At 59.4% G+C, this 23,176-nt stretch carries 22 protein-coding genes; 9 read left to right on the top strand and 13 right to left on the bottom strand.

The genetic code is table 11. The features are described 5' to 3' along the window. The first annotated feature begins 132 nt into the window (after positions 1–132). Positions 133–1,512, top strand: a complete 1,380-nt coding sequence (gene mgtE, locus C4E04_RS10225) for a magnesium transporter (RefSeq protein ID WP_109597331.1) — start codon at positions 133–135, stop codon at positions 1,510–1,512. Positions 1,513–1,619: 107 nt separating this feature from the next. On the opposite strand, the gene C4E04_RS10220 is transcribed toward mgtE, so the two are convergent. The 9 genes from C4E04_RS10220 to argH all read right to left on the bottom strand — a co-directional run bounded on the left by C4E04_RS10220 (position 1,620) and on the right by argH (position 10,580). Beyond that, positions 1,620–1,802: a general stress protein gene (locus C4E04_RS10220; protein WP_109597329.1), complete on the bottom strand. Its 183-nt coding sequence runs from the start codon at positions 1,800–1,802 to the stop codon at positions 1,620–1,622. A 266-nt stretch (positions 1,803–2,068) separates the two neighbouring features. Beyond that, positions 2,069–3,118 carry an agmatinase gene (speB, locus tag C4E04_RS10215; RefSeq protein WP_109597327.1) on the bottom strand — a complete coding sequence of 350 codons (1,050 nt, stop codon included), beginning with the start codon at positions 3,116–3,118 and terminating at the stop codon, positions 2,069–2,071. A 27-nt stretch (positions 3,119–3,145) separates the two neighbouring features. After that, positions 3,146–4,543 carry an MmgE/PrpD family protein gene (locus C4E04_RS10210; protein WP_109597325.1) on the bottom strand — a complete coding sequence of 466 codons (1,398 nt, stop codon included), beginning with the start codon at positions 4,541–4,543 and terminating at the stop codon, positions 3,146–3,148. A gap of 91 nt (positions 4,544–4,634) precedes the next feature. Then, the gene (locus C4E04_RS10205; protein ID WP_109597324.1) at positions 4,635–5,477 is read right to left on the bottom strand and encodes an ABC transporter substrate-binding protein; all 843 of its coding nucleotides are present in this window, start codon (positions 5,475–5,477) and stop codon (positions 4,635–4,637) included. A gap of 39 nt (positions 5,478–5,516) precedes the next feature. Then, positions 5,517–6,305, bottom strand: coding sequence for an amino acid ABC transporter ATP-binding protein (locus tag C4E04_RS10200; RefSeq protein ID WP_109597323.1), 789 nt, complete (start codon positions 6,303–6,305; stop codon positions 5,517–5,519). 11 nt (positions 6,306–6,316) lie between these two features. Next, positions 6,317–7,162 (bottom strand): amino acid ABC transporter permease, encoded by an 846-nt coding sequence (locus C4E04_RS10195; RefSeq protein ID WP_109597321.1) that lies wholly within the window; start codon positions 7,160–7,162, stop codon positions 6,317–6,319. A 34-nt stretch (positions 7,163–7,196) separates the two neighbouring features. Then, positions 7,197–8,183: an NAD(P)H-quinone oxidoreductase gene (locus C4E04_RS10190; RefSeq protein ID WP_109597320.1), complete on the bottom strand. Its 987-nt coding sequence runs from the start codon at positions 8,181–8,183 to the stop codon at positions 7,197–7,199. A gap of 23 nt (positions 8,184–8,206) precedes the next feature. After that, positions 8,207–9,067 carry an ABC transporter substrate-binding protein gene (locus C4E04_RS10185; protein ID WP_109597319.1) on the bottom strand — a complete coding sequence of 287 codons (861 nt, stop codon included), beginning with the start codon at positions 9,065–9,067 and terminating at the stop codon, positions 8,207–8,209. Between the two features lie 106 nt (positions 9,068–9,173). Then, positions 9,174–10,580 carry an argininosuccinate lyase gene (gene argH / locus C4E04_RS10180; protein WP_109597318.1) on the bottom strand — a complete coding sequence of 469 codons (1,407 nt, stop codon included), beginning with the start codon at positions 10,578–10,580 and terminating at the stop codon, positions 9,174–9,176. A gap of 123 nt (positions 10,581–10,703) precedes the next feature. Here argH and C4E04_RS10175 point away from each other — a divergent pair, with 123 nt between their 5' ends. After that, positions 10,704–11,612, top strand: a complete 909-nt coding sequence (locus tag C4E04_RS10175; RefSeq protein WP_109597316.1) for a LysR substrate-binding domain-containing protein — start codon at positions 10,704–10,706, stop codon at positions 11,610–11,612. Between the two features lie 24 nt (positions 11,613–11,636). Here C4E04_RS10175 and C4E04_RS10170 read toward each other — a convergent pair whose 3' ends face one another. The 3 genes from C4E04_RS10170 to C4E04_RS10160 form a co-directional block, all read right to left on the bottom strand. Next, entirely contained in the window at positions 11,637–12,506 is an 870-nt protein-coding gene (locus tag C4E04_RS10170; RefSeq protein WP_109597315.1) for a polysaccharide deacetylase, read from the bottom strand. A gap of 75 nt (positions 12,507–12,581) precedes the next feature. Then, on the bottom strand, positions 12,582–13,109 hold the full coding sequence (locus tag C4E04_RS10165) for a GNAT family N-acetyltransferase (protein WP_109597314.1): 528 nt from the start codon (positions 13,107–13,109) through the stop codon (positions 12,582–12,584). A gap of 99 nt (positions 13,110–13,208) precedes the next feature. Beyond that, positions 13,209–14,069: an IclR family transcriptional regulator gene (locus tag C4E04_RS10160; protein ID WP_109597312.1), complete on the bottom strand. Its 861-nt coding sequence runs from the start codon at positions 14,067–14,069 to the stop codon at positions 13,209–13,211. Positions 14,070–14,250: 181 nt separating this feature from the next. Between C4E04_RS10160 and C4E04_RS10155 the strand changes: the two genes are divergently transcribed. The 6 genes from C4E04_RS10155 (at position 14,251) to argE (ending at position 21,123) form a co-directional block, all read left to right on the top strand. Next, a complete protein-coding gene (locus tag C4E04_RS10155; RefSeq protein ID WP_109597310.1) occupies positions 14,251–15,849 on the top strand; it encodes an ABC transporter substrate-binding protein in 1,599 nt (532 codons plus the stop codon). A gap of 57 nt (positions 15,850–15,906) precedes the next feature. Continuing rightward, positions 15,907–16,884, top strand: coding sequence for an ABC transporter permease (locus tag C4E04_RS10150; protein ID WP_109597308.1), 978 nt, complete (start codon positions 15,907–15,909; stop codon positions 16,882–16,884). Then, positions 16,881–17,786 (top strand): ABC transporter permease, encoded by a 906-nt coding sequence (locus C4E04_RS10145; RefSeq protein WP_109597306.1) that lies wholly within the window; start codon positions 16,881–16,883, stop codon positions 17,784–17,786. Before C4E04_RS10150 ends, C4E04_RS10145 begins: the two co-directional genes overlap by 4 nt. After that, positions 17,758–18,777, top strand: a complete 1,020-nt coding sequence (locus C4E04_RS10140; protein ID WP_109597304.1) for an ABC transporter ATP-binding protein — start codon at positions 17,758–17,760, stop codon at positions 18,775–18,777. The genes C4E04_RS10145 and C4E04_RS10140 overlap by 29 nt, the downstream gene beginning before the upstream one ends. Continuing rightward, the gene (locus C4E04_RS10135) at positions 18,774–19,829 is read left to right on the top strand and encodes an ABC transporter ATP-binding protein (RefSeq protein WP_109597302.1); all 1,056 of its coding nucleotides are present in this window, start codon (positions 18,774–18,776) and stop codon (positions 19,827–19,829) included. The genes C4E04_RS10140 and C4E04_RS10135 overlap by 4 nt, the downstream gene beginning before the upstream one ends. Positions 19,830–19,935: 106 nt before the next feature. Continuing rightward, the gene (argE, locus tag C4E04_RS10130; protein WP_210204617.1) at positions 19,936–21,123 is read left to right on the top strand and encodes an acetylornithine deacetylase; all 1,188 of its coding nucleotides are present in this window, start codon (positions 19,936–19,938) and stop codon (positions 21,121–21,123) included. A 49-nt stretch (positions 21,124–21,172) separates the two neighbouring features. On the opposite strand, the gene C4E04_RS10125 is transcribed toward argE, so the two are convergent. Continuing rightward, entirely contained in the window at positions 21,173–21,655 is a 483-nt protein-coding gene (locus C4E04_RS10125; RefSeq protein WP_109597300.1) for an Lrp/AsnC family transcriptional regulator, read from the bottom strand. A 62-nt stretch (positions 21,656–21,717) separates the two neighbouring features. Here C4E04_RS10125 and C4E04_RS10120 point away from each other — a divergent pair, with 62 nt between their 5' ends. After that, complete coding sequence (locus tag C4E04_RS10120; protein ID WP_109597298.1) at positions 21,718–23,175, top strand: PLP-dependent aminotransferase family protein; 1,458 nt, start codon at positions 21,718–21,720, stop codon at positions 23,173–23,175. Position 23,176 lies beyond the last annotated feature (1 nt).

Genomic DNA, 23,176 nt, shown 5'->3' with positions numbered 1-23,176 from the left:
GAATTTGGACCCCATGCCCAGCGACAGTCACAGTCGATCTTCGAGGCCGTCATCGGCGCTCCGGACCTGATCGCTTAGGGATCGGCTCATCCGGTTCGTCCGCTGACGGCGGATCGACCTGAAAGGTGAGCCATGAACGATACTGACATCGCCCCAAACATCGTGGCATCCCTCGATCCTGCGGCGGCCGCCGACAGCCTGCTGAACGAGCGTGCACCGGACATCGCCGAAATTCTCAAAGGACAGGATCCCGCTTTCGCCGCACGGGTTCTCGAGCATCTCCCTCTCGACCGGGCCATTGAGATCCTAGACCAGCCGGAGCTCGACAACGCTCCCGAGATCCTGGCCGCTGTTAAGCCTGACAGCACGGCAGCCCTTCTGACCGGCATGTCCGCAGATCGTGCAGCGGACGCATTGCGGGAACTCGAAGAACCTGATCGATCCAACCTGCTCGCGGTTCTTGAGCCGGAGGCACGCGATATGCTGCGCCGCCTTCTGGCTTACCCAGAAGACACTGCCGGCGCCATCATGACGACCGAATTTGTCAGCGTCCCGGCAACGTGGACCATCGCCGAGGTTCTCCATCATATCCGCATGGTCGAGCGGACACGAGAGACCGTCTATGCCGTGTACGTGCTCGACCCAATCCGGCACACGCTCATTGATGCAGTCTCCCTCCGGCGCCTGATCGCTGGCGACCCTCATGCGAATGTCCTGACTGTCGCGCCCAAACGCAAGCCAGTCGCGATCTCTCCCCTAGCGAGCCGTGACGAGGCCACGCGTCTGATTGCGAAATACAATCTCTTGGCCGTCCCTGTCGTGGATCCGAAAGGCCATGTTCTTGGGATTGTGACGGTAGACGACGTGATCGACACGATTGTGCGCCGTTCGACCGAGGAAGTGCAGAGGTTCGGCGGCGTTGAAGCGCTCGAGGAACCTTATCTTCGTATTCGTTTTTGGGAGATGATCCGCAAACGCGCGGGATGGCTTTGCGTCCTCTTTTTATCCGAAATGCTGACTGCTTCGGCGATGCAGACTTTTGAGGCAGAGCTGGAGAAGGCCATCGTTCTCACGCTCTTTATTCCGCTGATTATGAGTTCAGGCGGTAATTCCGGCTCTCAGGCGACATCTCTGCTTATTCGCGCCTTGGCGCTCGGTGAGCTGCGTCTCCGTGATTGGTGGCGCGTTGCTGTTCGGGAGCTTCCGACAGGTCTCGTACTCGGAACGACGTTGGGGGCCATCGGCTTCCTACGGATTACGCTTTGGCAGCAACTCGGCTTCTATGATTATGGTGAGCACTGGATGCTCATCGGCTTGACGGTCGCGGCAGCGCTGGTCGGTATCGTTACGTTTGGCTCTATGGCGGGATCCTTGCTTCCCTTCATCCTGCGCGGGATCGGCTTCGACCCGGCAAGTGCGTCGGCGCCTTTCGTGGCCACTCTGGTGGACGTAACAGGGCTCGTTATCTACTTCGGGGTTGCCTCTATCATCCTTCGAGGAACCTTGCTTTAACGAGTTATAAATTTTCGCGCGACAGCTGAACTGTCTGCGCGAAGGAAAGGGCCACCTGGTGAGAAGCCGATGACTACTCACCAGGTGGAATTCATCAGCTCTACGGATTAGCGGTCGTTTCCACCACCGTGGGACTGCTCGCCACCTTTGCGACCAGCCTCCGAAGCCCGTTGAGGATTGTTCTTGAAGTTGCCGCCACTGGCCTCGCCGCCCTTCTTGGCAATCTCGTGCTGCTTGTCCTTATCCATGGAAGCGAAACCGCGATTGGAAGAGCCGTTGTTGTTAGCCATCGTCGAAATCTCCTCTCACTATCCCTCTCGGGAGCCTGATCAACGATCCCGTGGCGACAAAGTTCTTTAGTGCGACTCAAAAATCTATTGCTACGCAGCATGAGACTTATGCGGTTGGCGAATGCACCTGCCAAAATCGCGCCATAAATCTTCTCACTAAAAATTCACGATTATCTGCTTTATTACATCCTCACGATTTAAGGGAATGTGAAGTTAACTTAACATCCCCATCTAAGCTTGAGACACCAGCCGGATACACCTGAGCTTCACTTTTTCAGAAGGTCAATTTTCCTGGCTGCGAGGCAGAGAAGCTCGAAAAGCACCTGAGCTCCGGCCTGGGCCGTATTGCTCGTTGCATCATATTGAGGCGCGACCTCTACGACATCGCCGCCCACAATATCTATACCCATAAGACCACGCAGAATCTCCAGTACCTCACGCGGCTGAAGGCCTCCCACTTCGGGTGTCCCGGTCCCTGGGGCAAAGCCTGGGTCAAGGCTGTCAATGTCGAAGGAGACATAAGTCGGCCCGTCGCCGACGACAGCGCGGGCCTTCTCGATGATTGCCGCAACGCCCATACGCGGAACTTCCTCCGCATGGATGACGGTCATGCCTGAAACGTAGGAGAATTCCCACAGATACTCAGCGCCGCCGCGAATGCCGATCTGGATGACGCGCTCAGGGTCAAGCGTTCCCTCCAAAACAGCCTGCCGGAATGGCCCGCCATGGTGGAATTTTGATCCTTCATAAGCACCACCGGTATCGCAATGCGCATCGATATGGATCATACCCACAGGCCGATCCTTTCCGACGGCCGCGAGAATGGCTCGTGTGATCGAGTGGTCGCCTCCCACGGCTAGCGGAAGAACACCCGCGCCGACAACTTTTCTAAAGAAGTCCTCGATATCGGCGTGACAGGATTCAAGGCTGAAGCGGCTCCGGAAAGGCACGTCGCCGATATCGGCTACCTTCGCGTCGGCCATAGGCGTCATACGCAGGACATGCTCATAAGGGCCGATGCGCTCGATCGCCCGAACCGCGCGGGGCCCAAGGCGGGCCCCTGCCCTATTGGTGACGCCCAGATCCATCGGCACGCCGATCAGTGCAATATCGAGCTTGCCGAAATCAGGCATGTCGATCACATCCGGTCGGAACGGAGCATCGAGAAAAGTTGCTGGATCGGCAAAGGGCCACTTGCGACGGTCGCTTTCTGAAAACTGCAGGCTTGCAGCTTTGCGAAAATCCGGATCGTCGATATCGCCTCCGGTCGCCCCGAGGTAGCGAGTGCGTAAGGCTTCAAGTTTATTCCGGTCCATATCAAGGGTCTCCGAGATGTCGCACGCTTAGCGGAAGAGAGCCGGACGGGTTGTGGCTTGCAAAGTATCGTTCAACCAGCGCATGTCGTCCTGCTCCCACATTCCAAGGACACCTTCGATCAGGTGTCGAACGCCGGATCCGTCGATAGCCATCGTTCCGAGGCTCCTGATCTTGGCGAAATAAGCCTCGTCAGTGACAGGATTCGCCGGCGAGCCAAGTGCCCTCTCCACGCGCATTTCGTCCGCGCGGCCATCCCGCGCCAGGACACGCACAAAAGGCTCTTCATCAGCACCGATGGACGGGTCGACAATCAGGGACACACGCTGCATCGCGGATATCAGGCTTGGATTGTTGCGCTCTTTTTCTGAATAGGCCGAAAGACCGGCATGTCCGAGGGCAAGCCGTGCTGCAAGCGCATAAGGCAGACTCATTTGCGCGAACGGAAGGGTTGCGACGTCCCGTCCGCCGCACATGTCGGACAGGAACGGGCTGAGCCTGACCTCAATCCCTTCCACGTCCTCTCTCGCGAGATTATGACGATCGAGAAGCACTCCCAGGGCGTCGACTGACGAGTGGGTACCCCGACAGGAGGCATAGGGTTTCAAAGACACTCGTTCGAGGCGCCAGCCTTCGCCGAGCCCTTTAGTCAATGCGTCCGGTTGCGCGGTTTCCGCCGCAAAGGTCGCAAGAAAACCGCCCCACACATTCTCAAAGATATTGAATGGGCCGCTGATGCCGGAGCGTGCCAGGAGTGCAGCCAGGAGGCCCCCTTCGGCTGCTCTGCCTGCATGGATGCGCTTGGTCTGGCTGCCGTCGTGGATGAAGGCCCACAATCCTCCGCTGAAACTTGCCGCATGGCCAAGCGCATGGGCAATGCCTGTCGAATCAAGTTTCAGGAGCCGTGCCGCTGCGGCTGCGGCGCCAAAGGTTCCGCATGTGGCCGTGGAGTGCCAGCCCGCTTCGTTATGAGGCTCATAACCTCCACAGGCTTCGAGAACACGACGCCCAATGTCATAGCCGAGTGTCACCGCAAGCAGGAATTCCTTGCCGCTGACCGGCCACCCTGCCATGGCGACCGCCGCCAAGGCCGCGGGGAGAACAACGGCCCCCGAATGGTCACAGCCGCCAGTGTCATCCAACTCGAACGCATGGCAGGCAATGCCGTTGACGAGCGTTGCAGACCGGGCTGAAAGCGCCTCATTGGTGCCCCACACAGCCACATCGCCCCGGTGCTCGGTAGCGAGAAGCAAGTCAAGCGCGGCCTGCGCTTCCTGCGAGGCAGCTCCTGCTATTCCGCAGGCCAGGGTATCGAGGGTATGGCGTGCTGCCTTTGTGCGGATTGCCGGAGGGAGGTCCGACGGCGTCGCTGAAGCGACGAACTGGGCGAGCGCAGCGACGCGCGATGCCCCGGCCTGAATGCTCATGGGCGAGAACAATCCTGTTAGGAGTATGAGGGGGAGAATTTTTGTACAGCGCCGCGAACGTCTCAGGACGTTCGCGGCGCTCGCGGCCGTATTACTGGGTCTTGGCCGGCTCGCCGTTGATCATGAGCTTGTCCACCTTCGCGGAGGTCAGCTCCCACTTCTTGAGCACCGCCTCATAGGTGCCGTCCTTCATCATTTCGGCAAAAGCCTTCGCAACCGCGTCGCGGAGCTCCGTGTCCTTTTTCGAAAAGCCCATGCCCTGATAGACCGAGGTGAACGGCTCACCGACGATCGTGTAGGTGTTGGGCTCGAGGTTCAGAAGGTAAGGCAGAGTCTCGGAGCCCTGCACGGCGGCATCAAGGCGCTTCTGGCGCAGCTGCGTCCGCGCATCCGCGGAACCTTCCGTTCCGACGATCTTCAACGCGGGCTTACCGGCGCCCTCGCAAGCAGTCTTGCTCCAGGTTTCCATTTCTTTGGGGAAGGACGTGCGGCGGCTGGCGCCCACAGTCTTTCCGCACAAGTCGGTCAGAGTCTTGAACTCGTCCTTGCGGTCGGCAGTTGTGTAGAACTGTGCGCCGGAATCCAGGTAATCGACGAAGTCGAGCGTATCACGGCGGGTTGGAAGGTCGCTCATGCCCGAGAGGATCATGTCGGCCCGGCCGGTGGTCAGTGCGCTAACCATCTGCTCGAAGCTGATCTCCTCCCACTTAATCTCGACGCCGAGCTTTTTGGCAAGGGCGTTACCAAGATCGATGTCGAGGCCCGTCAGCGTGTTGGTCTTTGGATCCTTGAACTCGAGCGGCGGATAGTTCGGCACGTTTGCGACGACGATCACCTTCTTCGAGGCGATACGCTCCGGCAGCTGCTGCGCCATTGCGATACCGCCCGCCGCCAGCAGGGCCGCGAACGAACAGAGAAGCGTTTTTGCTTTCATGGGTGAGTTTCCTTTTGGTTGGGAGGGCTGATGCCCGTCTTATTTATGCACGGCCGAGATGAACTCCCGGGTGCGCGCCTGCTGCGGACTCGACAGTATGGACCGCGAATCCCCGATTTCTACGAGCTGACCTTGGTCCATAAAGGCTGTGCGATGACTGACTTCGCGCGCGAAGCCGAGTTCGTGCGTCACGACAATCATGGTCATCCCCGTTCTGGCCAGATCCCGCATCACGTTCAGGACGTCACCTACGAGTTCCGGATCGAGCGCAGAGGTTGGCTCATCGAAGAGCAGCAGCTGCGGACGCATGGCGAGCGCACGGGCAATCGCAACCCGCTGCTGCTGTCCGCCGGAAAGGTGCGCCGGGTAGACGTCCTTCTTGTCAATCAAACCGACACGCTCAAGCAACGCGTGGGCGCGCTCCCTTGCCTCGCTCGGTTTCTCGCGCAGGACCTGAACTGGTCCTTCGATAATGTTTTCGGTCACCGTAAGGTGCGGAAACAGATTGAACCGCTGGAATACCATCCCAATGGAACGACGCTGCCGCGCAATTTGCACGTCGTCGAGCTCATAGAGATTGTTTCCTTCGCGCCTGTAGCCAACTAGTTCTCCGCCGACCCAGATGGCGCCGCCGTCGATGCGCTCAAGCTGGTTGATACAGCGCAGAAAGGTACTCTTGCCCGACCCAGATGGGCCGATAATACAGAGAACCTCGCCCTTTTGAACTTTGACGTCGATGCCTTTCAGGACTTCGAGAGGCCCGAAATGCTTCCGAACATCGGCTGCGACCACGAGCGGAGCGTCGGAAGAGAGATTTTGTATATCCATATCCGTTCTTCCTACTTCACGCCGTTGGAGGACATGACGCCTCGCGAGAAGTACTTCTCGATCCGCCCCTGAATGAGACTGAGGATCGTGACAACCACGAGATACCAGATTGCGGCCACGATCAGGAGCTCGATCACGCGGGAATTGGCATAGTAGATATTCTGGGCACTGTGGAGAATTTCCGCATACTGGATCACGCTGGCGAGAGATGTCAGCTTCACCATGCCGATGAATTCATTCCCGACAGGTGGCACGATCACACGCATGGCCTGAGGCATGACGATCCGCCGCAGCATTTGGAGCCGTGTCATGCCAATGGTCTGAGCCGCTTCATATTGGCCACGATCAACGGAGAGGAGCCCAGCTCGGACAACTTCAGCCGTGAACGCGCCTTGCTGAATACCGAGCCCAAGAAGCGCCGCCACAAAAGGCGTCATCACGTCGACGGTATTGACTGAAAACATGCCCGGGATGCCAATGGTCGGAAAGACCAGCGCAAGATTGAACCAAAGCAATAATTGCAGCAGCGCCGGGATGGCCCGGAAAAACCAGACGTAGGCCAGTGCAGTCTTTGAAAGGACCGGATTTTCCGAAAGGCGCATGATCGCAAAGACCACACCGAAAACGATGCCGACCACCATGGCTAGAATGGCCATGACTATAGTGTTCACGAGCCCCATCATGATCACCGGCACGGTCAGGAACTCACCTACGTAGCTCCATTCGATCTGCCCTACCGCAAACGCGTGGGCGATGACCGCCAGCACCGCGATAACCAGTACTGCGGCTACCATTCGCCCGTAATGGCGGCGAGGAACAAGCGTTAGGTGGCTGACTTGATAGACTGTATCGGTCATGAGGTGGTTCTTTCTTCTGTGCTTTTATTCACACCTAGCTCTCTCTTATGCTGACGACGATTTTTCCGACATGTTTTCCATCTTCCATATACCGATGCGCCGCTGCCATTCCGGCAAATGGGAAAATCCGGTCAACAACCGGCAGAATATCGCCGCCTTCTATACGAGGCCATAGATCACGTCTTACCCCTTCTACAATCCTGGCCTTCGCTGCAAGCGGGCGGTCCCGCAAGGATGTGGTGAAGAGAGAACTGCGCTTAGCCATCATGCGGCCAAGCGGAATTTCCGCGTCACGCCCACTCTGGAGACCAATCATCGCAATTCTGCCATCAGGCGCGAGGGCGTCGATGTTCCGGCCAAGATAGGCGGCGCCCATATTGTCGAGGATGACGTCCGCACCGTATCCCCCGGTTTCATCCTTGACGACGGCGACGAAGTCCTCATGCCGATAGGAAATTGCCCGCTCTGAGCCCAGTTCGACGCAACGTTGCAGCTTCTCAGCACTGCCCGCCGTCGCGAAGACTCGAGATCCGATCGAGCGGCCTGTCTGGATAGCGAAGGTTCCTATCCCTCCTCCGCCGCCATGGACAAGAAGGACATCGTCGGCAGCGAGCCCCGATATGTCGATGAGATTGGACCAAACGGTGCAGGCTGCCTCAGGCAAAGCGGCAGCTATGGTGAGGTCGACATTGAGCGGGCGCCTAAGGAGCTGGGTGGCGGGAACCGCCACCCGCTCCGCATAGGCTCCGCCGGACACCAGCGCACAGACCTCATCACCTACGGCCCAGCCCTCGACACCGTCGCCGAGGGACGCAACCAGGCCCGAACACTCGATTCCGAGAATGCCGGGCAAGGCTGCAGGTGTTCCGTAGGTCCCTCTCCGTTGGAGAAGATCGGCGAAGTTCAAGGCTGTTGCATGAACGTCGACGATAACTTCACCTGCGGCAGGGCTCGGATCTGGAACTTCGGCCAGGACCAAAGCTTCCGGACCACCTGTATGAGGCAGAATGACAGCGCGCATGATTGTCCCCGCAGCGGCCCCGATCAGGTCCCGGCGTCGATCTTCACGTCGTTCATCGCCTGACGCTCAAGACCGAACTTCTGAAGCGTCTTCCCGTAAGCTCCACTCTTTATGATCGCGGTGAGGGCTGCAGCAACGGCATCACGCAGGCCTGTCTCGCCCTTATTAAAAGCAAAACCGAAGAGTGTCCTGGTCAGAGGTTCGCCGGCAAGCGCATAGGTATTGGGCTCATCGGCCATAAGATGCGCGACGAATTCCGGACCTAGGACCGCCGCATCAAGGCGCCCCTGTTTGAGATCGAGGCGCGTCGCCGTCGCACCCGCAGTGCCGTTGATCGTCGCAGCGGGCTTTCCCGCCGCGACACAGTTCTTCTCGCTCCAGGCCTGTGCGATGGGGTAGTAATTAGTGGTGCGCGGCGCGCCGATGGTCTTGCCGCAGAGGTCGGCCTCGGACTTGATCGTGTCCTTCTTGGCGACAGTCGTGAAAGGCTGGGCTCCGGTGACAAGATAGTCGACGAAGGTCAGCTTCTCACGGCGTGAAGGCAGGTCGCTGATAGCGGTCCCGATCATGTCGATGCGACCAGTCGTAAGAGAGGTCATGAGCTGTTCGAAGCTCATCTCCTCCCATTTCACTTTTACACTAAGCTCCCTCGCGATGCTCTCGACAAGGTCGATATTCACGCCGATGCGTTCGTTGGTTTTCGGATCCTTATAGGCCATCGGCGGGTAGGTCGATTCGATGCCCACCACAATGGTACCTGCGGACTTGAGCTTTTCTGGGAGGGTGATGTTCTGTGCAGAGGCTCCCATCGGCAGCAGAATTGCCAATGCCGTACCGAACGCGACAGCGTGTAGGATCCGGATCGCCGGTTTAAGTGTGCTCATTGCTCTATGTTCCCTTGGTTGGATCAAGGCCGCAGTTAGCTCCGCGGCTCGTTGCTCTTGTTCAAGAGATCTCAAAGCCGGCGCGCTTCCTCCACGCCGGCCTCGATTAAGCTTCTGCCCAGTGGCGCTGACGTGTGATCACCTCCTTCAGGCGCTGAATCTGCTCGGCGACACGGGCCGGAGCGGTCCCACCATAGCCGGCGCGTGCAGCCACTGCGGCATCCGGTGTCAGAGCTTTAAGAAGCTCTGCTCCGAGGCGCTGGTCGACAGCACCGAGATCTGCGGGTGACAGGTCAGAGAGTTCAAGATTCTTCTCTTCGCAATAGCGCACGAGAGCACCGGTGATCTCATGCGCCTCGCTAAATGGTACGCCGCTACGGGCTAGCCAATCGGCGACCTCCGTCGCGAGCGTGAATCCCTCGGTCGATTGTGCCCTCAGACGGGCGGTATCGACCCGCATTGTTGCGATCATGCCGGCCATAGCAGGAAGAACGACTTCGAGCGTATCAATAGCCTCAAAGGCCGCCCATTTATCCTCTGACAAGTCACGGTTATAGGCGAAGGGCAGGCCCTTCAGTGCCGTGAGCATCGTGTTCAGCGCACCGATCAACCGTGCGGCACGGCCACGTGTAAGTTCGGCAATGTCCGCATTCTTCTTCTGCGGCATAATTGAGGAACCGGTGGCGTAGCCATCATCCAGAACGACCCAGCGGAACTGGCGCGACGACCACAGGAAAACCTCTTCCGCAAGGCGTGAAAGGTTGACGCCGATCATTGCGGAGACGAATAGGAATTCGGCCACATGATCGCGACTGCCGACCGCATCGATGGAGTTTTCGCAGGGGGCATCGTAGCCCAGCTCCGTTGCCGAGAGCTCCGGATGGAGCGCAATGGCGGAGCCGGCGAGTGCCGCGGCGCCGAGCGGTGAACGAGACGACCTGCGGTCCCAGTCCTGCAAGCGTTCGATATCCCGCGAGAAGCCTTGGGCATGAGCAAGGAGCTGGTGCGCGAAAGTGACCGGCTGGGCCGGTTGCAGATGAGTGAAGCCGGGTGCGAGAGTGGACTGGTGCTCGTTCGCCTGCCCAACTAAGGCGTCCTGAAGCGCCAGCAATTCGCTCGCAATCCGCTTTGCGGCACTGCGCAGATGGAGCTTGAGATCGTTGGCCGCCTGGTCGTTGCGTGAACGGCCAGCCCGTAGCTTGCCGCCCACAGGCCCGAGTCGCTCCACCAGGAGACGCTCAAGGAAAGTGTGGACGTCCTCGTCGGCGTGAGATGGTGTAACTTTTCCGGCCGCGAAATCCCTGCCAATTTCCGACAGAGTGACACTGATCCTGTCGCCCTCGTCCTGAGTGAGAATACCAGCCCGCACAAGTTCGCGTGCATGGGCAATAGAGGATCTTAAATCCTCTGGCACGAGCCGGAAGTAATTCTCAGGCGCGCGTGAGAGGCGCATCAGAGCCGCAGATGGCGGCGTCCGGAACCTTGCTCCCCAAAGTCGAACGGGTTCGGTCATTGGCATCCCTCCTGATCGAGGGGATGCTTGCACCCACCCTAAAAGTAGACAATTGAAATGATTTCCGCGAGGGTAGTCCAAAATGGAATAGCTGCTCCGGCAGTCCGTGGGAAGCACGCAGGAATGACCAGAAGCCACTTACCGAATACTGTCGCATTGCGCGTCGTCGCAGCACTCGCGCAATACGGAACGGTTTCCTCGGCCGCGCAGGCGCTGCATCTGACGCAAAGTGCCGTCAGCAAGCAGCTCAAGAGCATCGAGGAGCTGGCTGGCACTCCCCTTTTTCATCGGACGAGTCGTGGGCTTTCGCCGACCGAGGCCGGATTGATCTACATCGAACAGGCCCGGATCGCTCTTGGAGCGCTCGAGACGGCAGCAGTGCGTGTGGCGGCATTATGCACCTCCCCACCGGCGATCCGTCTACACGTTCTCCCGATTCTTGGCGATCGATGGTTCATGCCGCGCTACTCGCGCTTTGCGGAACTCCATCCGGACATCGATGTACAGTTCACTACTTTTGCCCCCAGCGACACTCTCGAGAAGGCAGACGCGGTCTTCCGCTTTGGTGAAGGTGAATGGCCCGGCTGGAACGCGGATTATGTTCTCGGGCGCGATGTGGTCCTTGTCGGAGCGCCTCAGATGATTGCACGCGCCGGGGGGATTTCTTCTATAGAGGATATCCGCCATTTCCCGGCGCTGGAGCATAGCCAGACGCCACTCCGCTGGAACGACTTCGTGCAGGCCTGGGATCTTGTGGATTTTACCCCTACACGCCATATCCGCTTTGGATATTACTCTCTCGTCATTCGCGCCGCCATAGGTGGCCAGGGGCTTGCACTTGTCCCGCGCAGCCTGATTTCCGACGAACTTGCCAACGGACAACTGGCCAACCCTCTCGGACTTGGCTTCGAAAGCCGCAATTGCTACTGGTTCACGACACCGAAGGACCGCCCCCTCACTCGTGAGCTCGCGACTCTGCGGGAATGGGTGCTGCGGGAAGCCGCCCGCTCCGAGCCGACGCCAGCTCTTTGAAACAACCCGCTGCGGTTTAGGGACTCACTTCGTGCTGGCCTCACAAGCCTCATAATGATCTACGATCTCACGACCCGTTGCCCACCATACGTCGTCATAACGCCGGACGTACTGCAGAAAATCCTCAAGGATGCGGTAGCGCATCGGTCGACCTGACACCTGCGGATGCATGATCATGGTGGCAACCCCACCCCATTCTCGCGTCTGGTCGAACTCGTCTCGCCAGATTGAAAGTACCTCCTCGCGACCGAAGAGGGAGCGGGCGCTCATCCGATGGGTAATCCCGTAGTTCCAGTCGTCGAAACTGTAGTTGACTGGAATCTCGACAGGGCCGGGTCCGTCCGGAAGCACATGGCGATAGGGACGGATATCGTCACGCCAGGAACTCGAATAGCGGATTCCCCGATCGCGCAGCAAAGCAAGCAGCTCGGTGAAGTTCTCGCCCGACGGCGCCCGATACCCGACTGGCGTCACGCCAAGAACTCTCTTGAGAGCGTCAAAGCCGCGATCAACCTCCTCGACCATTGTGGCGAGGTCGCCAGGCTCGGGCCTCAGGTGCCAGTAGCCATGATGGCCGATTTCGTGCCCTGCCTTTAGGATGGCCTCGCAAGAGGCGGGATGAGCCTCCACTGTCCAGCCCGTGATGAAGAACGTCGCTTTAACATCGTAGCGGGCCAGTAACTCCAACAGCTTGGGAATTCCCACGCGGGCTTCATAGCCCCCATAGGACATGGTGACCAGGCGATCTACATTGCGACGATCCATGCCAAGCCAGACGGATTCCGCGTCGACATCAAAGCCAGGGAAAAGGACGCATTTCTTACCGCCTGGCCATGGAAATTCAGGTGCCGGAGGAGCGAGGTTGGCAGGCCGGGGCGCGGAATCGGTCGGCATGGACGAGTTTCTCCTTGCGTGGGGCCGATGCTGCCAGCCTGTCGTCAATTTGCAATGGAATAGATTTCCTCTTTCCTAGTCCTGAACGGAATAGGTCCGCTCAACAGCCCGGTTCGCGCGTGCCGCAACGGCCTTGAGGGCCTCGATGGGAAGCGTGTAATATACCTTCTCCTTTCTGATGCCGCCAAGTGAATCGTAGAGACGCTGCGCTCCGACATTGTCGGTATCGGTCGTAAAGTCCATGCGCCCGATATAATTCTCGACTGCGTAGGCAGACAGGAAGCTGATGATCTGAGTGCCAAGGCCGCACCCCCGTGCCGGTTCGGACACATAGAGATCTTTAAGATAAATCAGTCCTTGCAGATCACGGCCGGGACGTAGAACTGCGACGCAGGCGAGACCAACTCCCCGCCCCTCCTCGTCTCGAGCGATCACAAAGCGGGTTCCCTCACGGTTTGCGATAGTTTGCTCCGTCATCTGCCGATAGTCCGCCTCCGGCCGAAGCTCCTCGTCAGGTCGATAGTGTCGATCCATATGGCGGATCAGCTTTGCCACGGTCTCAGCATCCTCAAGCGTGGCGAAACGAATATCGGCGGTCGTCATAGAGAATCCTTGGTGAAATTACCGCAGGCCTGAGGACTCTAAGCGAATGTCGGGTCTGACGAAACGGCTCGTAGGATACGGATCAATTTCATAAGCGATCTAGAATGGCTTCCAGCCTTTCAGAGAACGCGAGATCAGGCGCGCCGTCTGCATCACTACCGGGGCAAGGCGCTCGCGCGCACTATCGGCAGTCCAGTCGGCCGTCGACGTAGAGACGCCAACAGCCGCCAAGGGACGGCCATTGCCATCCAGAATAGGGGCTGCGAGTGCGATTTCGCCCTGATTCACCTCCTCGACCACCATCGCATAGCCCTCGCGCTGGGCCAGTTCCAGACGCTTCTCCACATCTGCTCGATCGGTCAACGTATGCGGTGTCCGTGGCAGGAACTCCGTGCGATCGAGGATGTTTGCGGCTTCTGCGGGCGGCAACCAGGCGAGCTGGGCCCGACCGCCCGCCGTGCAAAAGGCCGGCAATCTGCGGCCGATCGTCGACGTTGGATTCATGTAGCGTTGGCTCGGCATGCGAATGACAGCCACGACCTCTGGGCCATCGAGCTCGGCAACATTGACGGTTTCCCGGCACTCGTCTCGCGCCGACGCAACGAAGGGAATCGATACTTCGTAAAGCGGACTTGCGTGAAGGTAGTGATAGGCAAAGTCGAGGGTGCGAGCGCTGAGCCGGTAACGGCGCGTCCTGTCGTCCTTGCGGAGGTATCCAAGGCGGACCAACGTATGCGTAATCCGCTGGGCGGCACCCATGCTGATGCCCGAGCGCCCAGCGATTTCGCTTAGGCCGAGTGCATCCCAGTCACCGTCAAATGCCTTGAGAACGCTGAGGCCTTTCGCGAGCGAGTTGATGAACAGGGCATCCTCACGCGCAGCTGCGCCCGCGCCCTTCTTCATAACAACCATATCCTCTTCCATCGGATCCGGCGCAGCCGCCTCCCCCTGCGAATCCATAACCGACCTACCTCCTGCGGACTCGCCCCGCCTTGCACCTAAGGCTGCCTTGACAAGCTCAGCGATAATATCTGAGATAATCGCGTTGCGCTACATTCTTATCGCAATGCGATAAACAATTTCCACATAATAACATATCTCGGCGTTTTCAAACCCAGAAGCCAAGTACCAGAGAGAGGTCATGAAACAGCAACTCCCAGTCTTAGCCGGCGTCCTTGCCGCCATATTTCTCGCAGGCCACGCCTCGGCCGCAGATCTTCGGATCGGTACCGCTTCCGAGCCCAGCTCGCTCGATCCGCACTATCATAACCTTACTCCAAACAACACGGTGCGCCGGCACATCTTTGAATCGCTGGTCGATCAGGATGCGAAGCAGCGTCTGATCCCGGCACTGGCGGAATCGTGGCGGACCCTTGATGACAAGACCTGGGAATTCAAGCTGCGCAAAGGCGTGAAATTCCACGATGGGACCGAATTCACCGCGCAGGATTTCGTCTATACGGTCTGCCGCATTCCGAACGTCGCCAACAGCCCGTCGTCATTCACGCTCTACACAAAGGGTATCGACACCATCGAAGTGCCGGATCCCTACACCATCATCATCAAGACGGCCTCGCCTTACCCGCTGCTGCCCGTCGAAATGACGACCTTCGGCATCATCTCGGCCAAAGCGGCCGGAGGCGAAGCGGTAAAGTTCGATAAGGCAGGCTGCAAGGCGGACAGCTGGCCCTCCACGCAGGCCTTCAACGACGGCACGCTGACCATCGGCACCGGCCCCTTCAAGCTTGTTGAATACCGCAAGGGCGAACGGATTGTGCTCGCCCGCAACGACAATTACTGGGGTACGAAGCCCGAGTGGGATAAGGTAACTTTCCGGCCGATCACCAGCGAAGGACCCCGTGTCGCGGCACTGCTTGCGGGCGATGTCGACATGGTCGACGAGCCGCCGCTGCAGGATCTCGAGCGACTGCGCAAGGATCCGAAGGTGTCGGTCGTAGAGACTATGTCGAACCGGGTCGTTTACCTCGCTCTGGATCAGGCCGAGAAGACGCCGACCATTAAGGGTACCGACGGCAAGAACCCCCTGCGAGACATTCGTGTCCGTCAGGCGCTATCGCTGGCGATCGACCGCGCCGCCATTGTAAAGCGCATTATGAACAACACCGCCGAGCCCGCGGCCCAGCTCCTGGCTCCCGGCCTGTTCGGCACAAACCCGGACCTGAAGGTGGCCTATGACGCCGAAAGGGCAAAGAAGCTGCTGGCAGATGCCGGCTACCCGAATGGTTTCGAGCTGACCATCGGCACGCCGAACGATCGCTACATCAACGACGAGAAGATCGCCCAAGCGGCGGCTCAGATGTTCAGCCGCATCGGCATCAAGACCCAGGTCGATGCCGCCACGGTCAACGTCTTCTTCTCACGTCGCAACAAAGGTGAGTTCAGTGTCTTCCTGGCCGGTTGGAGTGCGGCGACGGGTGAAGCTTCCTCGCCGCTCAAGTCACTCGTCGCAACGCGCATCAAGGAGAAGGGCTTCGGTCCGACGAACTACACCGGATATTCCAATCCAAAGCTCGACGATCTCCTGACGCAGGCTCTTGCCACAGTTGATGATACTGCCCGCGAGAAGCTCCTGGCAGAGGCCATGAAGGTCGTCAGTGATGACGTGGCCATCCTGCCTCTGCATTACGAGGCTGCCTCGTGGGGCATGCGTAAGGGGCTGACCTACGAGCCGCGCGCCGACCAGTACACGCTCGCGGCAGCCGTTCGCACGGCCAAATAAGACCGTGTCCCGGGGCGACGATTGTCGTCCCGGGCCCTCTCCCACCGGGGATTTGACATGCTGGTTTTCCTGATCCGACGCATTGCCCAAAGCGCGATCGTCGTCGCAATCATGTCCGTCCTTGTGTTCGCCGGCATCTTCGCGATCGGCAACCCCATCGACGTGCTGATCAGCCCTGAAGCTGATGAGATCGAGCGCACTGCGGCTATCGCGCGGCTGGGCCTCGATCGTCCGATGTACGAGCAGTTCCTTTCATTTGCAGGCAATGCAATCTCGGGTGATCTCGGGACATCCTTCGTTCATGGCACGCCGGCCGTCCGTTTGGTTCTCGAGCGCTTCCCGGCCACGCTCGAACTGGCGCTCTTCGCCATGCTCATCGCCGTGCTGTTTGGGATCCCGCTCGGGATCTGGGCAGGCCTGCGACCCGGCTCCGCGGCTGGCCGTACGATTATGGCAGGATCGATCTTGGGGTTCAGCCTCCCGACCTTCTGGGTCGGCATGCTCCTGATCATGACCTTTGCGGTCTGGCTTGGCTGGCTGCCCGCCAGTGGCCGCGGCCAAACGGTAGACCTGTTCGGTATCCCGTTCAGTTTTCTAACTGCCGACGGTCTTAAGCACATGATCCTGCCTGCCATGAACCTCGCATTGTTCAAGAAATCCCTGGTGATCCGTCTGGCCCGTGCCGGGACCCGGGAAGTAGCCCTGCAGGATTACGTTCGCTTCGCCCGGGCCAAAGGACTGTCGCCGGTCAGAATTGTAGGTGTTCATATCCTGAAAAATATCATGATTCCGGTTGTGACCGTTCTCGGTCTCGAATTCGGGTCCGTGATCGCTTTTTCGGTTGTTACGGAATCGGTGTTCTCCTGGCCGGGGATGGGCAAACTTCTGATCGACAGCATTCTGCTCCTCGACCGGCCCGTGGTGGTGGCATACCTGCTGGTCACCGTGCTCCTCTTCATCATCATCAACCTCGTGGTCGACGTCCTTTATTCCCTGCTCGATCCACGCATTCGCCTGGGGGGTGCCAAGGCATGACCATTGTAACTCCCGCCGCTGCACCAAAAGTGCAGACGCCCCTGAGGCGCTTCCTTGCCGAGTTCGTTGGCAATCCGGTCGCCGTCTTCGGCTTGATCCTGTTGGTGCTGGTCGTCTCGGCGGCGCTCTTTGCCCCCTGGGTTGCTCCACAGGATCCTTACGACCTGAGCAAACTCGACATCATGAGCGGTATGTTGCCTCCAGGAGGCGCCGACCTTGACGGCAACATCTTCTGGCTCGGCTCGGACGAGCAGGGCCGGGACATCCTGAGTGCAATTCTTTACGGCCTGCGGACGAGTCTGTTGGTCGGTTTTTCATCAACCGCCATAGCACTCGCCATCGGGCTGGTGGTCGGCATGGTCGCTGCGTACGCGGGCGGGACGATCGACGCGGCCATCATGCGACTTGTCGATATCCAGCTGTCCTTCCCGGCGATCCTGATTGCGTTGATCCTGCTGGCCGTTCTCGGCAAGGGCGTGGACAAGGTGATCGTAGCACTCACGGCCGTGCAGTGGGCCTATTACGCCCGCACGGTACGTAGTGCCGCCTTGGTTGAGCGACGCAAGGAATATGTCGAGGCCGCACAGTGCCTGGCTCTCCCTAAAAGCCGTGTGGTGATGCGCCACCTGCTTCCAAACTGTCTGCCGCCCCTGATTGTCGTTGCAACTGTGCAGGTTGCTCACGCGATTACGCTGGAAGCGACGCTCTCCTTCCTCGGTGTCGGTGTCCCGGTAACCCAGCCCTCGCTGGGCATGCTGATCGCGTCCGGCTTCGGCTTCATGCTGAGCGGGGAATTCTGGCTCAGCGTATTTCCTGGCCTTGCCTTGCTGATCACCATCGTCAGCATCAATTTGGTTGGCGATCAAATGCGCGATGTCCTTAACCCCCGCCTGCAGCATTGAGGAGGCGGCATTGACGCAACACGACCCTGTGCTCGAAGTCGAGGATCTGCGGACCCATTTCTTCACCCGTGCGGGCATCGCCAAAGCGGTCGATGGCGTGAGCTTTGCACTTCATCGTGGGGAAATCCTGGGACTGGTTGGCGAATCCGGTTCTGGCAAGTCGGTGACCGGGATGTCGATCCTCGGACTCATCGATCCACCTGGCCGGATCGTCGGAGGCACTGTCCGCTATCGGGGCGAGAATCTTGCAACCGCCAGCGAGCGGCGCCTGCGCCAGCTTCGGGGCGACCGGATCGCCATGATCTTTCAGGACCCGATGATGACACTGAACCCGGTGCTCAGCGTCGAAACTCAGATGGTCGAAACCGTTCTGGCCCACGAGAAAGTCTCCCGCCAGCAAGCCCGCGAACGAGCCCGGGAGGCTCTGGTCCGGGTCGGTATTCCGTCGCCGGACGAGAGGCTTGCAGCCTATCCGCACCAGTTCTCCGGCGGCATGCGCCAGCGCGTCGCCATCGCGATCGCCCTTCTCCACCGGCCCGATGTGATCATAGCGGACGAGCCGACCACGGCACTGGACGTGACGATCCAGGCACAGATCCTATTCGAGGTCCAGAAATTGTGCCGGGAGACCGGAACGGCCCTGGTCTGGATCACCCATGATCTGGCTGTGGTTTCAGGCCTCGCAGACCGGATCGCCGTCATGTATGCCGGACGCATCGTTGAGACCGGAGTGACCGAGGAAGTCATCAACCGCGCACGCCATCCCTACACGCACGGCCTGCTCGGCTCGGTGCCGAGCCGCAACCAGCGCGGCCAGCCTCTGGCGCAGATCCCTGGAATGACGCCTTCCCTGCTGAGCCTGCCCGAAGGCTGTAGCTTCCGTCCGCGTTGCCGTCACGCATCCGATGCCTGCCTTGTGCTGCCATCCCTGTCCGGAGGCGAAGATCATGGCTGGCGCTGCTTCCACCCTCAAGAAGGGGTCGCCGCATGACCGCTATCACCCTCCCGGTGGGCTCTGCCCCTTCTCAGGAGCGGCAGCCGGCAAGCTCTGCGCCGATGATCGAGCTGGATCGACTGACGAAACGATTTTCGACAAGGCTCGACTTTGCCGAACGCCTGGCCAAGCGGCTTGGCGCCAACGTCCAGGAATATGATGTCCACGCGGTTGATGATGTCAGTCTCGCCATCGCTCCTGGCGAGGTGGTCGGCCTCGTCGGCGAGTCGGGTTGCGGCAAGACCACTCTCGGCCGTATGGTCGCCGGTATCACGCCGCCGAGTTCCGGCCGACTGCTGTATCGCGGCCGACCAATTGGGGAATTGTCTTCGGAAGAGGCGCGTAAGGCCAAGCTGAAAATTCAGATGGTCTTTCAGGATCCTATGGCGTCCCTCAATCCTCGCCTGCGGGTCAGCGAGATCATCGGGGAAGCGCCGCGTGTGCACGGCCTGGTTTCACGAAGCGAGAAGGCCGAGTATGTCGCAACGATCATGCGCAAGGTCGGACTCGATCCGGCCTATGCAGCGCGTTTTCCGCATCAGTTCTCGGGCGGGCAACGGCAGCGCATCGGTATCGCGCGCGCCCTCGCGGTTCAGCCTGAGTTTCTTGTATGCGATGAATCCGTCGCTGCACTCGATGTCTCCATTCAGGCGCAGATCATTAACTTGTTCATGGAGCTGCGTCGTGATCTCGGCCTGACCTATCTGTTCATCAGTCACGATCTCGGCGTCGTCGAACATATCGCTGACCGCACGGTCATCATGTATCTCGGCCGGGTGGTGGAAAGTGCGCCGAGCGACGAGCTTTTTGCCCAGCCGAACCACCCCTATAGCCGAGCGCTTCTTAACGAGGCGCCGCGGGTCGATACCCGCAAGCGGACTTTTGCGCCAATCAAGGGCGAGATTCCCTCGCCGCTCAACCCGCCCAGCGGCTGCGCCTTCCACCCACGTTGTCCCCATGCCTTCGCGCGCTGCAAAGAGGAACGGCCCGTACTTCGTGAGATTGCCCCAGGAAGAATATCGGCATGTCATCTGAACGACATTGCATAGGGTCGAACACGGCAGGGCCGACGACCCCGTGGATCTGACGCCTCATTTGCAGATGTGCATATTTTGACCACAGCCCGTTGCGACAAGAATGAGAACTGGAGAAATTATGAATACCGGCGACCTCGTCAGCCTTGACCTGATCCGGGATCTGGTCGGCTTCGATACGACGAGCAGGCACTCCAACCTGGAGCTGATTGGCTATATCCGCGACTACCTGGCGCGACTGGGAATCGAGAGCACGCTCGTCCCGGATGCAACGGGCCAGAAGGCCAGTCTCTACGCTACGATCGGGCCACAGGATCGTGGCGGCATCCTTCTATCCGGCCATACAGACACCGTGCCGGTGGACAATCAAATCTGGAGCAGCGACCCATTCACGCTGACGGAGCGGGAGGGCCGCCTCTATGGCCGCGGCACAGCCGACATGAAGAGCTTTGTGGCCATTGCGCTCTCCTATGCACCCGCATTCGCGGCGGCAGATCTGAAGACACCGATCCATTACGCCTTCTCATACGACGAAGAGGTCGGCTGCATCGGGGTTCGCCCGCTGATTGCCCACATCGGGGCGCTGGCTGTTCAACCTCGTATGGCCATCATAGGCGAGCCGACCGAGATGCAGATTATCTGCGCTCACAAGGGGAAGCTCGGAATGCGCTGCCGGGTCGAGGGCAGATCCTGCCACTCTTCCCTTGCGCCACGTGGCGTCAACGCCGTTGAGTATGCGGCGGAGGTGGTCGCCCACCTGCGCGGGATGGCACGCCGCTTTGCTTCTGAGGGGCCGTTCGACCCCGGTTTTGATATTCCTCACACGACCGTTCACACGGGGGTGTTCCGTGGGGGCACCGCGCTGAACATTGTCCCGTCCGTTTGTGAATTCGATTTCGAGTTCCGCTACCTTCCGGAAGAGGATCCTGCGGCACTCCTTGCCCAAGTGCAGCGATATGCTCATGAAACGTTAGAGCCGGAGATGAAGGCCGTCGCTCCGGAGGCCGGATTCTCATGGCACGAGCTTTCCTCGACGCCGGGCCTCGATACGGCGCCGGATGACGAGGTAGTCACCTTGGCCAAGGCGCTTGCCGGGCAAAATGGTCACTCCAAGGTTGCCTTTGCGACAGAGGCGAGCCTGTTCCAGAAATCGGGCGGCATTCCCTCCGTCGTCTGCGGCCCCGGCAACATCGATCAGGCTCACAATCCCAATGAGTACATTGAACTCAGTGAGGTCGCCAAAGGCGAGGCATTCATGCGCCGCCTGCTCGAAATTGCCGAAGCGGGTACGCTCACGGCTCAGGCATAAAGCATGCGGCCGCCCTTAAGCGGCCGTCAGTGACGTGGGACGTTGGACATCAATCCGATAATTCGAGTGAAAGTAGGCTGCGAGCCGGATCGGAGTTCTTGACGTTCTTGGTGACGACATAGGTGAAGTAGCGCTCAATCCCGAGGTCGAGCTTCAAAAGCCTGTCTATCAGCCTTTGGTAAGCATCGATATCGACTGAAACAACCTTAAGAATATAATCTATTCCGCCACCGGTCGCGTCGCAGGCAACCACCATCGGCTCCTTGAGGATGGCAGCTTCGAAGCGCTGGAAATCGCTCTGTTGATGGCTTCTTAAGGTGATTTCTACCAGGACGGTTGTCAGGCGCATGAAACGGTCGGTATTGATGCGTGCCGTGTAACCGGCAATGACGCCCCCCTTCTCCAGTCTACTCAGGCGCTCCCAGCACGCCGTAGGGGAAAGATTGACTGCTTCAGCGAGCCGGAGCTTGGTCATTCGGCCATCTTCCTGAAGAGCCGCTAAGATTTTCATGTCGATTTTATCGAGTTTCATGGCTATCCAGATTTCCAGGCCAATGTAATGATTATTGCATATCAATTTTTCGAGACAATCCCATGCGCGCCCCCTCCCCCGCGTTGAACTCCCTCCCACTCCCGGGCCAAGAGGCAGCCTTTCCGGCGGATTGGCGCCCGACCTTGGTCAAGAGAAAAGGCGCCACCAAGCATAAGCTTCTGACTGAGCGGATCATCGCCGACATCGACGCGGAGATTTTGCTGCCCCATGCGCGCATGCCAACGCATCGCGATCTTGCGCGCCAACTCGGCGTATCCGTGCAGACCGTCAGCCTCAGTTACAAGGAGGCGGAACGGCGGGGTTATTTGCGTGGAGAGGTCGGCCGGGGAACCTTCGTCCGCAGCCGCGTGACCGAGAAGGCCGACCGCTTCATGCTTGACCGTAATGTGAGCGAGACGATGGACCTTTCCATCGTCCGTGCGGTCTATACGGAGGCTCATGAGCATGCCTCCCGCGCCGTTATGCAGAAGCTCGCAGGGCTCGACAACAGCACATTCATGCGGCCCTGCCGCCCGATTGCGGGACTGGATCAGCATAGGGAAGCCGCGCAGATTTGGCTAAGAAGACTTGGCGTCGAGGCGGATAAGGACCGAATTCTCATCACAAACGGGGCGGCTCACGGGCTGTTTCTGGCTGTTGCGGCTGTCGTCCAGCCCGGCGAGGTCGTATTGACCGAGTGCCTGACCGACCACGGAATTATCGGCTTGGCTAACGTGCTGGGATTTACCCTCCGCGGTCTTCCCACCGACCGCGAGGGCATCCTCGTCGAGGCATTTGAGGAAGCCTGCGCGGCCGGCGGGGTCGCGGCCCTCGTGCTTGTGCCAACCCTGGGGAACCCGACGAGCCACGTCATGAGCGCTCAGCGGAGGCAGGCTGTCGCCGACGTGGCGCGCCGTTACGGCGTATTCGTCGTGGAGGATGAGGTCTATAAGCCGCTCCTTGAGGAGCCACTCCCGGCGATAACCGAACTTCTCCCTGAGCTCGGCTTCTTCGTTACCAGCTTTACCAAGTCGGTGCTGACGGGATTGCGGGTCGGATACCTGGTCGTTCCACCTCAATACAGCATCCGGGTGGCCAGCATCATGCGTGTGACAACCTGGAGCGCGACCAACCTTCCGGCCGAAATTGCAGCGCAGTGGATTGCGGACGGGACAGCAGAGGAACTGGTAAAGATTCAGCGACACGAGGCCCAAGCCCGCCAAACCATCGTGAGCGAGATCCTCGGCAACCATATTGCCCAGACGCATCCGATCTCTCTCTGCGCATGGCTCAAGGTGCCGCCTCGCTGGACCGAGGAGGGGTTGGTTCGTGCTTTGACCCAGAATCGTGTGGCAGTGACGCCGTCCGATCCATTCATGGCCGGAGGCGGAGCCATGGGTGGTATCCGGATATGCCTCGGCGGGCGCCTGTCTCATGGGGCACTGGCAGATGCGCTTCAAACGATCAGGCGTACCTTCGACCAATTGCCACCCGTCTTCGACGTCAGCTCTATTGCCTAGA

It is taken from the genome of Microvirga sp. 17 mud 1-3 (assembly GCF_003151255.1).
In the GTDB taxonomy this organism is placed as follows: Bacteria; Pseudomonadota; Alphaproteobacteria; order Rhizobiales; family Beijerinckiaceae; genus Microvirga.
This window is presented reverse-complemented; position numbering and strand designations above follow the sequence as displayed.